Source organism: Marinobacterium jannaschii DSM 6295, from assembly GCF_000620085.1.
In the GTDB taxonomy this organism is placed as follows: Bacteria; Pseudomonadota; Gammaproteobacteria; order Pseudomonadales; family Balneatricaceae; genus Pontibacterium; species Pontibacterium jannaschii.
In genome coordinates this window covers 101,559-117,597 of sequence record NZ_JHVJ01000007.1, presented here as the reverse complement: position 1 = coordinate 117,597, position 16,039 = coordinate 101,559, and the positions used below count along the sequence as shown (strand labels likewise).

Here is a 16,039-nt window from a genome sequence, read left to right as displayed (position 1 = left end):
TAGCAACAGAGTTTTCTGTGACTTGCAGGCTTTTTAACTCGACAGCCGCCTGCTTCTGCTGGCTCAATCCGGAGTCCTGTTTGACTACACAGCATAAGGAAACGCAGCAATGAAACTGATTGGCTCATCCACCTCACCCTATGTACGCCGTCTGCGACTCTGGCTGCCGGAATCGGCCTATGAGTTTATCGACCTTAATATCTTTACCCCGGAAGGGCGTGATCAGCTACGCCAGTATACGCCGGCGATGAAAGTGCCGGTGCTGGTGGATGGCGAGCAGCGGATCTACGATTCACGGGTAATATCACGTTACCTGACGCAGAAAATGAACCTGCCCGTGCTGAGCTGGGAAGATGAGAACCGCCTGACACTGGTCGATGCTGCGGGTGACTCTTTTGTCACCCTGTTGCTGCTAAAGCGCTCAGGAGTGGCTGCTGACGCGCAGCCGGTCTGCGGCCTGCAGAATGAGCGCATCGGTCAGACTCTGAAAGTGCTGGAGGGGATGGTTGCTGATGGCGGCTTTGCCGACTGGAACTATCCGGCGATCTGCCTCTACACCATGCTTGACTGGGTGATCTTCCGTGAACTGCATGATTTTTCGGATCTGCCTAACCTGTCGGCATTTCACAAACAGCATCAGCAGAGTGAAAACGTTGCCCGCACCGATCCACGGCTTGCGGTCTGAGGCTGGAATATTGATCGCTCAGAACAGGCAGCGGTAAGCGCTGCTTGTCCGGGCAAAACAGTGGATCGGCTGAACTGTTTCAGACAACCGGCCAGCACTGCAATGTGGGTGCTATCCACACGACCTTCACTCTGTTCCGGATTCGGCTGATGCCAGATCCCCATCCAACCAGAGTCTCTTCAGCGGGCAGGGCCACTTCATCAAGATAATGCAGATCCTCTGCCCAGGCTTCCCCGGCCGACAATCGGCTTTCGTACCAGGCCCGAACTAAATAACCGGTGTGTGCTTGAGCGATGCATCGAAACCAGTTTTCGGGTCTGGCATTGCTTTAGGATTTTTTTACCCTTGCCGCTGTCACAGCAGCACACAAAGCGGCTGTCAGGCGCGATACAGCGGTTTGTCTGCCATGAAATAGATGACAAATTTGCTCAAGTATCTACAAGCTAAGTCGTTATGCTTAAAAGAGTTATATACTCTGTCTACGCTGAATCTCTTAAACCTGTTGGGATATAGGTATGAATAAACTGTTTGGCTCCATCAGTTCAAAGGTATTTGCAGGCTATGCCGCGGTGTTTGTGATCACGGCCATCGCTGCAGTGATGCTTATCAATACCACCAGCAGCGTGAGTAGCCGGGTGTCGATGTTTGTCGAGAAAACCATACCCGAACTCGAATATCTGGAGCTGACCGCTTCTACGGTTAAAGAGCAGGAACTATCGGCCTATTCTCTCTACGGTACCACCACATCAGTGGCGCAGTTCGAGCAGAAGCGAAGCGAGCTGGATCGACTGATGATGGGCAACCTGGAAAAACTTCAGGAAACCGGTTATCGCGAGGTCGGCGGCCTGGAGAGGGACCTTGGCAGCATCAGCCGTTCACTGGATCAGGTTCACAACATAATGTCGGCTTCCGATATCGACTGGAACAGCGCCCGCTCCGAGCTGATGGTCCTGACCGATCTTTCAGCGGCGGCCTTGCAGCGTCTGGAACGTGTGAAGCGCGCGGTATCAGAGGATGCGGCTCAGAGTTCAGAGCAGATTCTGCAGAATATGAATGAAACCATCCAGATGGTGGCAGTGCTGGTTACCATCATCGGCCTGGTTGCGGCAGCCGGCTTTATCTTTGCCCGCCGGCAGGTGGCTAAACCGATCACCCTGCTTGCCAATGAGCTGATCGAGGTGGCAGACAGTCACGATCTCAGTGTGCAGATTCCGGTGCAGAGTAATGACGAGATAGGCCGCGCAGCGCACAGTGTCAATGACCTGCTGTCGGTGTTCCGGGCCGGTATGAGCAGCGTGATGGACGCGATCGATAGTATCGGTCAGTCGGTCAATGCGCTTGGCGATGCGGCCTGCGCCTCCGATGATACGGTGAATCACCTGAATAATGAGATCGACCGTCTGGTGTCACTGATGACCCAGCTGGAAGCGCAGATCGACTCCGGGGCCGGATATTCTTATTCAGCTTCAGAATCCGCCCAGCAGGGCGCTGAAGAGGTCGAAGCGGGTGCCCGGGCCGTGGCGAAGACGGCTGAAAGTATTGAAGCGCTGGCCGGAGATATCGAAACCACGGCCTCCTCGCTGCTGGCACTGCGTAATGCCGGTGATCAGGTTGCTGGTGTGGTGGGGACCATTGCTGATATTGCCGACCAGACCAACCTGCTGGCACTGAATGCTGCGATTGAGGCAGCCCGTGCCGGCGAGACCGGACGTGGTTTTGCGGTTGTGGCCGATGAAGTCCGGACGCTGGCTAACCGTACCCGCCAGTCCACCATCGAGATCAACAGTATGCTGGAGTCGATCGTTATCTCGATCACCACGTCGGTGGATACCATGGCCTCCAATCAGGATAAAGCGCGGGAGTCGGTAGAACTGGCGCAGAACACGGTCACCAGCCTGTCTGCAATCCGTCAGACGATCTCCGACCTGAGTCAGGCCTGTGACCAGGCGGCTCGCCTGGCCACGGATTCCCGCACTGAAGTCAGCTCGGTGCGGGAACAGGTTGCCAGCTTCAAGGAGCTGGGGGGGACTGTGGCGCATGGTGTTGGTAAAACCCAGCAGGTAAGCGGCGCACTGGATGGCTCGGCCCGTCAGCTGCAGGATCTGGTCGCCCGGTTTAAAGTCTGATACCACCTTATGCGTCTGGTTCAGAGGCAGGTAGAGTGATATAGATAATGCCTGCCCACAGAAATCCAGCGGGAGGCTGCCATGTCTAAAACCATCGCTTTTGATGTCTACGGAACCCTGATCAACCCACACGGAGTGGTGCGTGAGTTAGAGGGATTATTGGGACAGAGGGCCGGTGCCTTCTCGGCATTGTGGCGGCAGAAACAGCTGGAATACAGTTTTCGGCGCGGCCTGATGGACGCCTACAGCGGCTTTGCTGTCTGTACCCGGCAGGCACTGGACTTTACCTGCCTTGAGCTGGCCATTAAGTTGTCCGAGGCCGATAAGGAAGCGCTGATGGCAGCCTATACGCGGCTGCCGGCCTATGACGACACCGTGCCGGCTCTCAGCGCCCTGAAGCAGCAGGATATCGCCTGCTGGGCCTTTTCGAATGGGGAACCGGATGATCTTGAGTCTCTGTTTGCTCATGCAGATCTGCACGGTACCGTGAAGGGGATTATCAGTGTCGATGCGGTCAAAAGCTTCAAGCCTGATCCCCGCGTCTATGAACACTTCCTGCGGGAGTCCGCGGTCGACGCAGCGGATACCTGGCTGGTGTCCAGCAATCCGTTCGATATTATCGGTGCCCGCGCGGCCGGTTGGGAAGCGGTCTGGATTCAGCGTGATCCGACGATTCAGTTTGACTGCTGGGAGTGGCAACCCAGTACAACACTCTCCAGTCTGAGCGAGCTAAGCGCTTACTTCTCCACCCTTGAATAGCCTGATATATAACCAGATTTCTGACTCCTCAATTCCGGCAGTCTACTTGCTGCCGCAAAAATCTGGACTAACCTGAATCCCTGTAGGTAAGAGATTCGGCTGAGTACCGGCCGGACTGCGTTATCTGCGCTGAGCTTTGTTTTGAAAGTCCTTTTTTGCAGTCTCACCATACAGGCTGTCGGAGCAGGGCTTTCAGCGAAGCAGTGACAGGACGGGGTTGTAAAACGCCGTCTTCGGCCAGGGAATACCGGGATGTTCAGGGGGAAAAATGGAACTTGTGGATCAGGAAGTCCGCAGTGCTGGGCGAAACGCAGTAAAGCGTCACGGAATCTATGTGGCGGTATGTTGCAGTGACGATGAAAACTTCGCCCGTCTGGAGGCGGTGCTGAATAGCGCCGCTGAGATCTGTGAATATTACCTTTCGCTGGCCCGGCAGGAGTCGCTCTGGGGGATCAGTGCGCTTTTACAGGGGCACTACTACGATCTGGTTCTGGTGAATACGGTGGATCTTCCGCTCTCCTGCACCGACGCTCTGACGTTAATGGGAGATGAGCCCCCCGTTTTTGGCTTCCTGCCGCTCGGTGAAAGCCTGCCTTCCAGCTTATCTCCGCAGCTGTTCAGCTGCCTTAACCTGAACGACCCGCCGGATCATCTCGCAACACAACTGGCTGCGTGCCTGCGGTCATCCGCGGGGCAGCGTCAGAAGTATATCTACCGACAGACACAGACCTTGCTGCTGGCGCTGCACCGGCTTCCGTTCAGCGGCCAGATACTGGATACCCTGCTCGACGCCGCGCTGGCAGAACTTAACCGGGTTGGTTACGTTGATGCGGCGGCGCAAAGCGCAATCTGTCTGCTTTACCCTGGCTCGCAGACACTGAAGTTAGTCGCCGGCTGCAATGTTGATGAGGAGGCGAAACTCCTGATCGAAGCAGGACTGAATCTGGCGATTGTTAATGATGACAGTCAGGGCGAGCGGATGCTGTTTCATCCCCCGAAGACGATCGATGAACTTTGCTGTCTGATTCCGGTTTATGACAATGAGCGGCTGCTGGGAGTGGTGATGTTCCATTGCGACCGTCACTTCGATATCGCCGAGCTGACTTCTTGCGCTGCCGATGAGATAGCCACCGCCTTTTGCAGCCTGATCACCCGCTATCGGGAGCATGAAAGGGTTGACCGGGTGTATCAGCAGAATAACCAACTGATCGAATCGATCAGTTCCGCCATTGTCGGTGTCGATATCTATGATTGTGTCAGTCACTGGAATCATGCGGCCCAACACTACCTGGGGCTGGAGGCAGAGGAGGTGCTGGGACGTTCGATCATGGGACTGCCGCTGGAGTGGAGCTGGAAGCATATTTCCCTGCAGGTACTGACCTGCCTGACAGAGAAAGTAACGACTGAGCGCTTTGAAGCGCCTTTCACCCATGTCGACGGGCAGGTGGGCGTGTTCTCTATCGTTATTACGCCGCTGTTGGATGAGCGTGGTAACTTCGGCGGTTACCTGATGTTACTGGATGATATCACCACCAAAGTGGAAGCAGAGAAAGAGGCGCAGCAGGCGGAGCGCCTGAAGTCCATTGGTCAGCTGGCTGCCGGAATTGCCCATGAGATCAACACACCTATCCAGTATGTCGGGGATAACCTGCACTTTCTGCGGGATGCGTTTACTGATGTGGCTCAGTTTGCAGGCCATTGCAGTGAATGGGTACTGAAGCAGCCACCTGGGCCGGAAATCACTCGTCTGCAGAGCCTGATTGACGAATTGGAACTGGATTACCTGATGGACGAGGTGCCAAGAGCGGTACTGCAGGCGCTGGACGGAGTTGATCATGTCAGTCGTATCGTCAGGGCAATGAAAGACTTTTCCCATCCCGGCAGTGATGAAAAGGTTGAGACCGATATCAATCGAGTGATTCAGACAACTGTCACCATCACCCGCAATATCTGGAAGCATATTGCAGAGCTGCAGCTCGACCTGGACCCGGCACTGCCATTGATTCGCACTTATCCCGGTCCCCTGAGCGAAGTGATGCTGAACCTGATCGTCAATGCCAGTGACGCTATTGCCGACGTGGTCGAAGGCGAGGAGGGGACTAAAGGTGAGTTGCGGATTGCCAGCAGCGCCGACGGCAGCTGGCTGGAGATACGCGTCAGTGATAGCGGAGGCGGAATCCCCGCAGAGGTTCAGCCGTTTATTTTCGATCAGTTTTTTACCACTAAGCCGGTGGGCAAGGGCACCGGTCAGGGACTCTCGATTAGTCATAAGGTGATTCAGGAGCAGCATGGAGGCACACTGACATTCTGCTCAGAGCCGGGCAGTGGAAGCTGTTTTATTATTCGACTACCTCTGTCTGAGGGCGACCAAGATGAGTACAAGGAAGAAACCGCGGATCCTGTTTCTGGATGATGAGGAGAATGTCGTCAAGGGAATAGAGCGCCTGCTCTGGCGCCGTAAAAAGGAGTGGGATCTGTACTTCTTTACTGACTACGGTGAAGCCCTGGAGCTGATACGGCGTGAGGCTATCGACATTGCCGTAGTCGATATGAAGATGCCGGGGCGTGACGGTATTGAGATCCTGCGCCAGTTACGCATCAAGGAGCCCCACTGTATCCGGGTGATCCTGTCCGGGGAGTCCTCCGACCGGCGCTTATCTGATGTGATCGATGTGGCTCACCAGTTTCTGGCAAAGCCCTGTGAGCCAGAGCGTCTCAGCGCGACGCTGGAGCGGGCATTATTACTGTCCCGCCTAATCCGTGTGCGTGGTGTACAGAAAATGCTGGCAAGCGTAGGGCGCTTGCCAAGTATTCCCAAGGTCTATGAATCCCTGCGCGATCTGCTGGAGCAGCCGGAATACAGCATTGATGATATCGCCGGACTGATCTCTAAGGACCCGGTAATTGCAGCCAAAACCCTGAAGGTTGTGAACACCGCATTTTTCGGCGTGCCACGTGAAGTATCCTCGCCTCAGGAAGCTGTCATGATGCTGGGCCTGGAGCGGATCAAGGCGCTGGTACTGATGACCGAGCTGTTTGAACAGGTTGACCCGGAGATCAGCCGGCGATTTGACCTGGACCAGATCTGGCTGCGCGGGTTGAGGGTGCTGGGGGTGGCCCGTCGTCTGGGAGAACTCGAAGCACTTAACCGGCTGGAGATGGACTATCTCTGTTCGGCAGCGATGTTTCAGGACCTGGGAGAGCTGGCCCTGGTCAGCTATGCGCCGGATATGTATGAGCAGATTCTGCAGTGCATGGAGCAGGATCAGCTTGATATCCTCATCGCTGAACGTAAGGTGGCCGGAGCGGATCATGTTGTGATGGGGGCGTTCATGCTCGGAATCTGGGGGCTGCCGGACGGTGTGATCTTCAGCCTGCTGGGACGGGTATCCAGGAATGTCCCGGAGCAGCCCTGGTATAGGCTGAAACGCATACTGCACGCAGCAAACCTGCTGACCGATGGTCAGGGGGAATATGAAGAACGACTGCTCGCAGCCGGCAGCCCGGCGGAGTGGCAAACACTGGCAGAGGAGGGCCTGTGCAGTGAATAGTCTGGAAAAGATACTGGTGGTCGATGATGCCGAGAACATACTGCACTCTTTCAAACGGCAGTTTCGGAAAAAGTATCAGGTCTTTACTGCCATGGATGGTGTCGAGGGATTGGAGCAGATAGAGCAAAACGGCCCTTTTGCCCTGATTGTCTCTGATATGAAGATGCCCCGTATGAACGGTGCCGAATTCCTGGGCCGGGTGCGCGAGCAATACCCCAACACGGTGCGGATTCTGTTGACTGGCCAGGCGGATATGCAATCGGCTATAGAAGCGGTTAATCGCGGCCAGATCTTCCGCTTTATGACCAAACCCAGTGCGATGGACGATATCGCCCATGCGCTGGAGGCGGGGCTGGAACACCATCGGCTGCAGCGGATGGAGCGGGAACTGCTCGATAAAACGCTTAAAGGCACCATCGCTTTGCTGGTGGAGATGCTCAGCCAGATCAATCCGGCCCTGTTTAGTCATGGCGTACGGGTGAAGCGCTATATCCGCCATCTGGCCGATGCAATGGAGCTTTCCCAGCGCTGGGAGTTTGAAATTGCCGCAATGCTGAGCGAATTGGGGGCAGTGGCGCTGGAAGACAGCCTGCTGAATAAGATTGCCAACGGAGAGATCCTCAACAGCGAAGAGAAGCAGCTGATGATGGCCGTGCCTCATCAGGGCGCCTTACTGATAGAGAAGGTCCCCCGGCTATCCAGGGTGGCGCGGATGGTACGGTATCAGAAGGACAATATCAGTTTCAGCGGTGATGCCGGCAAGCTGACAGGAGATGATCGGGCTCTATTGGGTGGGCATATGATTAAGGTCGTGCTGGAGTACGACCGCCTGCTGGCCAATGGCTGCTGTCACGCTGAAGCGATTGCCTGGCTGGAGCGCAAGGAGGAAGAGTATCATCCCGAGGTAGTCCGGCATCTGGCGACGCTGAGTTGTAATGATGACCTGGTAACCAAGTTACTGCCGCTGGGACAGCTGGCGGTGGGGATGGTACTGGATCAGGATCTGCTTAAGAACGACAGCTCACTGATACTGGCCAAGGGCTATGAGATATCGGAAGCGATGCTGCTGCGTATCCAGATCTATACCTACAATCAGCAGGGCGGTGATCAGCGGGTTCGGGTACTGGTGCCAGCTCCGGTCGAGACACCTGAAGAGCAGACCGAGCCTGCCGCCAGTTAACATCCCGGGCCGTATCCATTCATTCCGATGCAGTGCGGCCGCGGGTGCATTTACAGGATACTGCCGATAGACTGAGCGCATTTCCGTTGCGGACAGGTTCTATGGCTGATTTCAAAACACATATCACGACGGCAAGTATTGGCAGTGCCATGCTGGCCACGGCGCTGGTGGCCGGTGGCGGTTTGAGTGCCGGTCAGGGGGCATTGCTCTGGCTGGTGGGCAGTGGCGCCGGCATCCTGCCAGATATCGATTCCGACTCGTCACGCTCTATCCGCTATATCTTCACAGTGCTGGCCGTGGCCTGTGCCATCTCGCTGATATTTCTGTTACCCCGCACACTCTCGGTTTACTGGTTTTGGGGCGCGCTGGCGATCTCCTTTGTGTCGGTACGTTATGGCGTTATGGAGCTGTTTGCCCGATTCTCCGTGCACCGGGGCATCTGGCACTCGTTGCTGGCCGGAGTCTTCTGCAGTTTTCTGGCGGTCTGGCTCAGCTACGAAGTATTTGCCCATAGTGCCCGTTTCTCATGGCTGATTGGGCTGTTTACCGGATTTGGATTCTTGATTCACCTGTTGCTGGACGAGCTGTATTCGGTTGACCTGGAAGGGTTTGAGCTGAAAACCTCTTTCGGCTCAGCAACTAAGTTGCTGAGCCTGAACAGCTGGCCGGCGAGTTTGCTGTTGTTGGTACTCAGTGGCGCACTGTTCTGGATGTTACCGGATATCAGTGCCCTGACAGGTTATCTGCAGAACCAGCCCTGGGAGCGTCTGCTGGCCCTGCACTGGCCGTTTCAGGTGATGGATTGACTGCCGGGTCAGGTAAAATTCGGAAAAAGTTTCTGTTTTTACCTGATCAGCTTACCTCATTTCCCACTCTGCTATTTTGTTAGCAGCGGATTCTTCGATTTCGCCTGTCATTTTCCACAGTTTCGCCGTTACTCAGAGGCGGCGAGGCTCTGTCAATCTGCGACTAAAGGTGTATTATCCGCGCCAATTATACCAATTAAGTCTATGTTGGTTATTTTTATATTCTATATTGATATATGTGGTCTCGGGAGACGGTGATGATCAAACATATTCGTAAGGCTGCGGCTGTCGTAGCAATGACACTGGTAACTCAGTCTGCACTGGCGGCAGAAGTGGTTAAGGTTGGTATGTCAGGCCAGTATTTCCCGTTCACATTTGTGAAGAAGGATGTACTGCAGGGCTTTGAGGTTGATCTGTGGAATGAGATCGGTCAGCGCAACGATTACAAGGTCGAGTTCGTAACGTCCAACTTCTCCGGCCTGTTTGGGCTGCTGGAGAGCGGCCGTATTGACACGATCTCTAACCAGATCACCATGACTGAAGCGCGTCAGGCGAAATACCTGTTTGCTAACCCTTATGTCGTTGATGGCGCTCAGGTCGTTACCCGTAAAGGCAGCGCGATCAAAGGGATCGAAGACCTGAAAGGTAAGACGGTTGCGGTGAATCTGGGTTCTAATTACGAGCAGCTGCTGCGTAGCTACGATAAGCAGAACCAGATCAATATAAAAACCTATGACACCGGTATCGAGCAGGAACTAATGCTGGGTCGCATCGACGCTTTCGTGATGGACCGGGTCTCTTCACTGGAACTGATCAAGCAGCATCGCCTGCCCTTTGTACATGCCGGTGAAGCATTTGAAACGATCCGTAATGCCTGGCCGTTGCTGAATAATGAGAAGGGCAAGAAACTGCAGGCAGAACTGAACCGGGTACTGGCCGAAATGCGTGCCGATGGCACCCTGGCGAAGATTTCTACCAAATGGTTTGATGCTGATATCACCCAATAAGGTGCACTGCGCACGATCATGAACTTCGATGTCACTTACTTTGTCGAGATAATCCCACTGCTGCTGGGATATCTCGGCATCACACTGAAGATGGCGCTGCTGGGGCTGGTGTTTGCACTGGCTCTGGCTGTCTTTATGGCGGTGGTGCGAGTCTTCCGTGTGCCGGTGCTGGACTGGCTGGTACAGCTCTATATCTCCTTTTTTCGCGGTACCCCGCTGCTGGTGCAGCTGTTTTTGCTCTATTACGGTCTGCCGCAGATCTTTCCGCTGATGGTCGGGATTGATGCCTTTACTGCCGCGGTGATTGGCCTGTCGCTCCATTTCTCGGCCTATATGGCGGAATCGATACGCGCGGCTATTCTGGGAATCGATAAGAGTCAGATGGAAGCGGCATTATCAATCGGTCAGTCACCGTTGATGGCGATGCGCCGTATCGTGTTGCCGCAGGCCGCACGGATTGCCCTGCCATCATTGATGAATCAGTTTGTTGATATGATCAAGTCCACGTCCCTGGCGTTTACACTGGGAGTTGCGGAGCTGATGGCGCGGGCACAGATGGAAGCGTCTTCCAGCTTTCGTTTCTTTGAAAGCTTCCTCGCAGTGGCATTAATCTACTGGGTAGTGGTGGTGCTGTTTACCCGGTTGCAGATGATGATGGAAAAAAGACTGAACAGGGCCTATCAGCGATGATCCGCATCCAAAACCTGACTAAAGCCTATAACGGCCAGAAAGTGCTGGATGGGATTAACCTGGACATAGCCGAAGGGGAAATCATTGTAGTGATCGGCCCCTCCGGTACCGGGAAGTCGACGCTGTTGCGCTGCATCAACTATCTGGAGCAGCCCGATGCCGGGATTATCTCAATCGGCGATACTCAGGTTGATGCCGCCCATGCCAGCCGAAAGTCAGTTCTTAAGTTACGCCGTAATACCAGCTTTGTTTTCCAGAACTATGCCCTGTTTGCCAATAAGACGGCGCTGCAGAATATTGCTGAGGGGCTGATTACTGTCTGGAAAAAGCCGAAGCCGCAAGCACTGCAGGAAGCGGCCCAGATTCTCAGTGATATCGGTCTGGCCGATAAGGCTGACAGTTATCCGGCGTCGCTTTCCGGGGGGCAGCAGCAGCGGGTGGGCATTGGCCGTGCGATGGCATCACACTCCCAGGTCATGCTGTTCGACGAGCCAACCTCTGCGCTCGACCCGGAATGGGTAGAGGAGGTACTGCAGCTGATGAAAAAGCTGGCGCACCGTAAGCAGACCATGGTGATTGTTACTCATGAGATGGACTTCGCACGGGATATTGCCGACCGGGTGATCTTTATGGAGGGCGGGCGTATTGTCGAACAGGGGCCGCCGCAGAAGATCTTCAGCCAGCCTGACGATGACAGAACCCGTGCCTTCTTGCGTAAGGTACTGCGTTAGCAGCCCGCGCATATTCGGATAAAGCCCGACCCTTACCGGTCGGGCTTTTTTGTCCCCGCCGCCCGGACAGTTCGGCCCGACTTGTCGAACTGTTGATTGCCAACCATAGTTATTCACTACTGTAGTTCCTGTAACCTGCAGCAGCGGAGAATAACCATGAGTGATCATGTATATAAAAAGATAGATGTGGTGGGCTCGTCTGCGGAGAGCATCGATGATGCGATTCGTCAGGCAGTCTCAAAGGCCTCGGAATCCATTGATCATCTGGAATGGTTCGAAGTCGATGAGATCAGGGGACACATCAGTCAGGGAGAGGTTGCCCACTTCCAGGTGGTGATGAAAGTGGGCTTCAGACTTAACTGAGCCGGTCTGCGATCAGAGGTTTAGCCAGCGTTCGAAGCGCTTGCCAAGCTGCTCCTGGTGATCAATCCAGAACTGGGAGTCTTCCCTGAGTACCCGCACGGTGTTGTCCGGATGGGTCGGCAGGTTGGCTGCGATCTGAGGCGGTATGGCTTTGATCGCCTCACGATTGGTCACGCCATAGGGCATCAGGGTTGGATATCTGGCCGATACCTCCGGAGAGCTGGCAAAGGCGATAAAATCCATCGCAGCCGAGCGGTTGGGGCTGCCGGATATGATTGCCCAGGAATCCACCGAGAACATCTGTTCGTCCCAGACGATACGGAAATCATTACCTGCCTTATTGGCATTGGTGATGCGGCCGTTGTACGCCGTCGTCATTGCCACTTCGCCGTTTTCCAGCCACTGGGGTGGTTGTGAGCCTGACTTCCACCATTTGATATAGGGCTTAAGCTGATCCAGTTTGGCAAAGGCACGGTCCTGGCCGGTTTTGGTCTCAAGGTAGACATAGACTTTTTCCGGAGGGACGCCGTCTGCCATCAGCGCATATTCGAGATTGCCGCGCGGACCCTGGCGCATCCCCCGGTTGCCGGGAAAGCGCTGGGTGTCCCAGAAATCACTCCAGCCAGAAGGGCCGGCCGGGAAGCGCTGTTTATCGTAGGACAGTACGGTTGACCAGACGATATGCCCGACACCACAGCGGCTGACTGCGCTGGGCAGGAACTGCTGCTGTCCCCCGAGCCTGCTCCAGTTGATCGGTTCAAAATAGCCCTTCTTGCAGCCGGAAATCAGGTCGGGATCTTCCATCTGGATCACGTCCCAACGGACATTGTTGTTCTCGATCATCGTCTTAACGTCACTCAGGCCGCCGTTGTAGCTTTGCTCGCTGATCCTGATGCCGCTGCGTTGCTCATAGGGTTTAAAAAAGACCTGGCGTTGTGCCTCCTGAGAAGCACCCCCGAAGGCAACCACGGTAAGAGGGTTGTCGGCATAGCTGATGCCGGAGCTGAACAGGCTGGCTAGGGTACTGAGTGTGACGGCGGCTGCGTACTTCATCTGGCTTCTGTCTTTGTTGTTATGTTGCTGTGATCGGGCCGGCAACCGGATTGTATCCGGATACAGGGGGCGAGCTTTCTGACCGGAGACGGACGGCAAGGAGGGGAGTGGCGGCTAAAGCACAGTGGCGGCATCGATTTCTTTCCCTGAGGTCCGCTTAATCCTGAGCGATCGTTACTGATCTGGATCAACTAAAAAGTAAAAAGCTGTGCGCTATTTCTAACACCTGCGTTGTCGGCAGGTAAAGAAAAGGATGGCAGAATCACCTCATACTTTTGTATGGAATGCGATTTCGTCGTTTTTCCATACTCCGAACTTGTCGACATTTAAGCTTTATATCATCGTTGTTTTTAGTAAATGTCGACATTATGCCTGCTTAGCTAATTTATAGCCGGGATAGATGACCGAACTGCCGCCATTTCTCAGACGCACTGCACAGTTATTGAGCATTCGTTGGTTATTAACTGATCGCGTGTGAAGCGGATAGTGCGTGAATTTTTTGCAGGGTCAATGTCTTGTGGATGTAAAAAATATTGAACAATATGGTCTGATCGAAAAGTAATCTACAGCTCTGGCGCGGCGCCTGCCGCCCAAGAGACACTAACAATAAAGAGGCCTCCACCTATGAGTCAGTCATCCGGCAAACCTGTTTTTAACTGGGAAGACCCCCTTCTGCTGGACTCTCAGCTAACCGAAGAAGAGCGTATGGTACGCGATGCGGCCCGCGATTATGCCCAGGGCCAGCTGCTTCCACGCGTGATCGAGGCCAATCGCAACGAGGTTTTCCACACCGAAATCATGCAAGAGCTGGGCGAGCTGGGGCTGCTGGGCTCTACTTTGCCGGAAGAGTACGGTTGCGCCGGTGTAAACCATGTTTGCTACGGACTGGTTGCACGCGAAGTGGAGCGTGTTGATTCCGGTTATCGTTCCGCGATGAGCGTGCAGTCCTCACTGGTGATGCATCCGATCTATGCCTACGGCTCAGAAGAACAGCGTCGCAAGTATCTGCCTAAGCTGGCGACCGGCGAATGGATCGGCTGCTTCGGCCTGACCGAGCCGGATGTCGGCTCTGACCCGGCGGGTATGAAAACCCGGGCGACCCGCGTTGACGGTGGTTACCTGCTGAAAGGTGCCAAAATGTGGATCACCAACTCCCCGGTGGCCGATGTCTTTGTGGTCTGGGCCAAGCTGGATGATGAGATCCGTGGCTTTATTCTGGAAAAAGGCATGCCGGGCCTGAGTGCTCCGAAGATCGAAGGTAAGTTCTCCCTGCGCGCCTCCATCACCGGTGAAATCGTTATGGACGATGTACTGGTGCCTGAAGATGCCATGCTGCCGAATGCCAAAGGCCTGAGCGGCCCGTTTGGCTGCCTTAACAAGGCACGCTACGGTATCGCCTGGGGAGCTCTGGGTGCGGCCGAGTTCTGCTGGACCCAGTCCCGTCAGTACACACTGGATCGTATCCAGTTCAAGCGTCCGCTGGCAGCAAACCAGCTGGTTCAGAAGAAACTGGTTGAGATGCAGACCGAGATCTCTCTTGGCCTGCAGGGCGTACTGCGCATGGGACGGCTGATGGATGAAGGTCAGTGCCCGGTAGAGCTGATCTCCATGATGAAACGTAATAACTGTGGTAAGGCACTGGATATCGCCCGCGTTGCCCGCGATATGCACGGTGGCAACGGTATCTCTGATGAGTTCCATATCATCCGTCATGTGATGAACCTGGAAGCGGTGAATACCTATGAAGGTACCCACGATATCCACGCCCTGATCCTGGGTCGTGCTATTACCGGCATTCAGGCGTTCTGCTAATGAGTGGCGCTCTGGAACATATTCGTGTTCTGGATCTGAGCCGTATCCTGGCCGGCCCCTGGGCCGGTCAGATACTGGCCGATTTCGGTGCCGAAGTGATCAAGGTGGAGCGTCCCGGCTGTGGTGATGATACCCGCGGCTGGGGGCCTCCGTTTATTCAGGATGAAGAGGGTCATGCAGCAGAAGCAGCGTATTTCCACGCCGCTAACCGAAATAAAAATTCCGTCGCGATCGATATCACCACTGCCGATGGACAGGCTCTGGTGCGTCAGCTGGCGGCGGTCAGTGATGTAGTGCTGGAAAACTACAAGGTGGGCGGGCTGAAAAAGTATGGCCTGGACTACGACAGCCTCAGTAAGATCAATCCCGGTCTGGTGTATTGCTCCATTACCGGCTTTGGCCAGGACGGTCCCTATGCCAGCCGTGCCGGGTATGACTTTATGATTCAGGGGATGTCCGGCCTGATGAGTATCACCGGCGAGCCCGAGGGGATGCCGGTCAAGGTTGGTGTCGCGCTGACCGATGTCATGACCGGATTGTATGCGGCCAACGCTGTACAGGGCGCACTGTTGCACCGCAATGAAACCGGCCGGGGGCAGTATATCGATCTGGCGTTGCTGGATGTACAGGTGGCGACTCTGGCCAACCAGGCGATGAACTACCTGGCCAGTGGCAAGGCGCCACAGCGCCTGGGCAATGCCCACCCCAATATAGTGCCCTATCAGGCTTTTGCGACCTCGGACGGCCATATGATTCTGGCTGTAGGTAACGACAGCCAGTTCCGTAAATTCTGCGAGATCGGCGGCGAGCCCACCCTGGCAGATAACCCGGACTTTATCTCCAATAAGGCCCGTGTTGAGCATCGCCAGGACCTGATCCCTCTGGTGGAGGAGATTATCTCCCGGCAAAGTACCGAATGGTGGCTGGTAAAACTGGCCGAAGCCGGCGTGCCATGCGGTCCGATCAACAATATTGAGCAGGTCTTTGCCGATCCTCAGGTCAGGCATCGCCAGATGCAGATCAGCCTGCCAAGGGACGGAGGCGGCGAGGTGCCGGGCGTCGCCAGTCCGGTGAAGTTCTCGGCTACACCGATCGACTATCGCCGGGCCTCGCCGCGCCTTGGCGAGCATACCGCTACGGTGCTGGGAGAGTTGCTGCGGCTGGATGAGAGTGAGATCGCGCTATTAAAAGACAGAGGTATCGTTGCCTGAACGGCGACAGCCAGCAGCTTACCGGTGACCCCGGGTCGAAGTACCGGTAATTTCCCGTCTTTTCG

The 16,039-nt window shown here is 55.1% G+C and carries 14 protein-coding genes; 13 read left to right on the top strand and 1 reads right to left on the bottom strand.

Features of this window, described 5'->3' with window-relative positions:
* The first annotated feature begins 109 nt into the window (after window positions 1-109).
* The 11 genes from Q354_RS0106890 to Q354_RS0106840 all read left to right on the top strand — a co-directional run bounded on the left by Q354_RS0106890 (window position 110) and on the right by Q354_RS0106840 (window position 11,898).
* Window positions 110-685 (top strand): glutathione S-transferase family protein, encoded by a 576-nt coding sequence (locus Q354_RS0106890; protein ID WP_027856961.1) that lies wholly within the window; start codon window positions 110-112, stop codon window positions 683-685.
* Between the two features lie 515 nt (window positions 686-1,200).
* Window positions 1,201-2,811, top strand: coding sequence for a methyl-accepting chemotaxis protein (locus Q354_RS24905; protein WP_051559964.1), 1,611 nt, complete (start codon window positions 1,201-1,203; stop codon window positions 2,809-2,811).
* An 81-nt stretch (window positions 2,812-2,892) separates the two neighbouring features.
* Window positions 2,893-3,570, top strand: a complete 678-nt coding sequence (locus Q354_RS0106880) for a haloacid dehalogenase type II (protein ID WP_027856960.1) — start codon at window positions 2,893-2,895, stop codon at window positions 3,568-3,570.
* Between the two features lie 268 nt (window positions 3,571-3,838).
* On the top strand, window positions 3,839-5,983 hold the full coding sequence (locus tag Q354_RS27270) for a two-component system sensor histidine kinase NtrB (RefSeq protein WP_051559963.1): 2,145 nt from the start codon (window positions 3,839-3,841) through the stop codon (window positions 5,981-5,983).
* The gene (locus tag Q354_RS0106870; RefSeq protein ID WP_027856959.1) at window positions 5,943-7,121 is read left to right on the top strand and encodes a response regulator; all 1,179 of its coding nucleotides are present in this window, start codon (window positions 5,943-5,945) and stop codon (window positions 7,119-7,121) included. Before Q354_RS27270 ends, Q354_RS0106870 begins: the two co-directional genes overlap by 41 nt.
* Window positions 7,114-8,301 (top strand): response regulator, encoded by a 1,188-nt coding sequence (locus Q354_RS24895; protein WP_051559962.1) that lies wholly within the window; start codon window positions 7,114-7,116, stop codon window positions 8,299-8,301. The genes Q354_RS0106870 and Q354_RS24895 overlap by 8 nt, the downstream gene beginning before the upstream one ends.
* A 101-nt stretch (window positions 8,302-8,402) precedes the next feature.
* Window positions 8,403-9,107, top strand: a complete 705-nt coding sequence (locus Q354_RS0106860; RefSeq protein WP_027856958.1) for a metal-dependent hydrolase — start codon at window positions 8,403-8,405, stop codon at window positions 9,105-9,107.
* 257 nt (window positions 9,108-9,364) lie between these two features.
* Window positions 9,365-10,114 carry an amino acid ABC transporter substrate-binding protein gene (locus Q354_RS0106855; protein ID WP_027856957.1) on the top strand — a complete coding sequence of 250 codons (750 nt, stop codon included), beginning with the start codon at window positions 9,365-9,367 and terminating at the stop codon, window positions 10,112-10,114.
* 18 nt (window positions 10,115-10,132) lie between these two features.
* Window positions 10,133-10,804: an amino acid ABC transporter permease gene (locus Q354_RS0106850; protein ID WP_027856956.1), complete on the top strand. Its 672-nt coding sequence runs from the start codon at window positions 10,133-10,135 to the stop codon at window positions 10,802-10,804.
* Window positions 10,801-11,535, top strand: coding sequence for an amino acid ABC transporter ATP-binding protein (locus Q354_RS0106845; RefSeq protein ID WP_027856955.1), 735 nt, complete (start codon window positions 10,801-10,803; stop codon window positions 11,533-11,535). Before Q354_RS0106850 ends, Q354_RS0106845 begins: the two co-directional genes overlap by 4 nt.
* A 156-nt stretch (window positions 11,536-11,691) precedes the next feature.
* On the top strand, window positions 11,692-11,898 hold the full coding sequence (locus Q354_RS0106840) for a dodecin (RefSeq protein ID WP_027856954.1): 207 nt from the start codon (window positions 11,692-11,694) through the stop codon (window positions 11,896-11,898).
* 12 nt (window positions 11,899-11,910) lie between these two features.
* Here the strand turns inward: Q354_RS0106840 and Q354_RS0106835 are convergent, their stop codons facing one another.
* Window positions 11,911-12,951 carry an ABC transporter substrate-binding protein gene (locus Q354_RS0106835; protein ID WP_027856953.1) on the bottom strand — a complete coding sequence of 347 codons (1,041 nt, stop codon included), beginning with the start codon at window positions 12,949-12,951 and terminating at the stop codon, window positions 11,911-11,913.
* A 624-nt stretch (window positions 12,952-13,575) separates the two neighbouring features.
* Here Q354_RS0106835 and Q354_RS0106830 point away from each other — a divergent pair.
* Both Q354_RS0106830 and Q354_RS0106825 read left to right on the top strand, forming a co-directional pair.
* Window positions 13,576-14,763: an acyl-CoA dehydrogenase gene (locus tag Q354_RS0106830; protein WP_027856952.1), complete on the top strand. Its 1,188-nt coding sequence runs from the start codon at window positions 13,576-13,578 to the stop codon at window positions 14,761-14,763.
* Window positions 14,763-15,974, top strand: a complete 1,212-nt coding sequence (locus tag Q354_RS0106825; protein ID WP_027856951.1) for a CaiB/BaiF CoA transferase family protein — start codon at window positions 14,763-14,765, stop codon at window positions 15,972-15,974. The genes Q354_RS0106830 and Q354_RS0106825 overlap by 1 nt, the downstream gene beginning before the upstream one ends.
* Window positions 15,975-16,039 lie beyond the last annotated feature (65 nt).